Source organism: Vibrio sp. 378 (genome assembly GCF_033339435.1).
The window spans coordinates 1-1,057 of sequence record NZ_JAWOUO010000160.1; the positions used below are offsets into that span (position 1 = coordinate 1).

A 1,057-nucleotide genomic window follows, 5' to 3' on the forward strand; every position below is an offset into this window, starting at 1 on the left:
TATCCAGTCTCATAGGAAATATTGCCCCCGTTGTACCCTTTCAAGATAACATCGAACGCTTCGCTAAATTCTTTTACCGCTTGGCTGTGAACCGAAGTTTCCAGATCCAATGCGGGAAGAAAAATTAATAATTCTTCAATCGCCTTTTGAGCTTCGACCTCTAGCTGTCTCCTTTTTCGATTTCGTTCCCAACGGGCGTAATCTTCTTGGGTATACGTCAATTCAGCTTGACGCTCTCGACGTTGGCGGGCTGCTCGCTCTCTAACTGTTTCTTCTCGAGCTTGTGGTTTTCTTAATGATTCTTCTTCATGGAGTGGCTTATAGCCTCCGCCAGAAGAGCTCAAAGGTTTTTTCTTTCGATCTAAAAAATTGTGTGGCATCCGTTCACCTAACCTCAATTAACGTGATGACATCATAACCACTCTTAAAGGTGCGTAATATTGGTCATATGTTAAATAGGCAACTTCACTATCAAAAACACCATTTAGAAGCCCCTCAAACGCTCTGTAAGCCATTTTCAGCATCAAACCTACCCACGGGTACACAAAACCACTCTGAAAGTTTATGACGCATTTGAAGCGGTTTTATCATCCTAAGATGAGCACAAGCATCTGGAACAAAAAAGCCCACGAAAGGGGCTTTTTGAACAATTCGGAGTTTGTTAGTCCAGGTTAAATGAGCGTAGCGTTTTAATCTGGACTGACGAACCGGCAACGAGCAAAGCGAGGCGACAGAACCATAGCAATCATGACGCTAAATTCTTCTTGCAATAGTCTGCCCAATAAAGATGAGCAAATTCCAATTTGTCGGAAAATGCAGAATGATCGACAGATAGCCAAGCTCGGTTCGTCACATCCCAAAACATTTGGTCAAACTGCGTAAAGCTTCTGAAGTTAGGCTGATGTACTTTTCTCCAAACAGAATGGGAAAGCATCCTCATCCCTGAGTTAATCCGCTTCACATTCGCAATATCTTCATCAGTCTTAGCCATAAGCACCTCATATACAAACCAAGGACTAATAGAATACTAAATGAAGTAAGTGCGAGGAATGATACG

At 42.5% G+C, this 1,057-nt stretch carries 1 protein-coding gene and 1 pseudogene; both read right to left on the bottom strand.

Annotation, left to right across the window (positions count from 1 at the left end):
- Positions 1-380 (bottom strand): annotated as a pseudogene (locus R7Q48_RS24845) (hypothetical protein); the annotation flags it as partial.
- A 365-nt stretch (positions 381-745) separates the two neighbouring features.
- Positions 746-991, bottom strand: coding sequence for a hypothetical protein (locus R7Q48_RS24850; protein ID WP_060466691.1), 246 nt, complete (start codon positions 989-991; stop codon positions 746-748).
- Between the last annotated feature and the right edge of the window lie 66 nt (positions 992-1,057).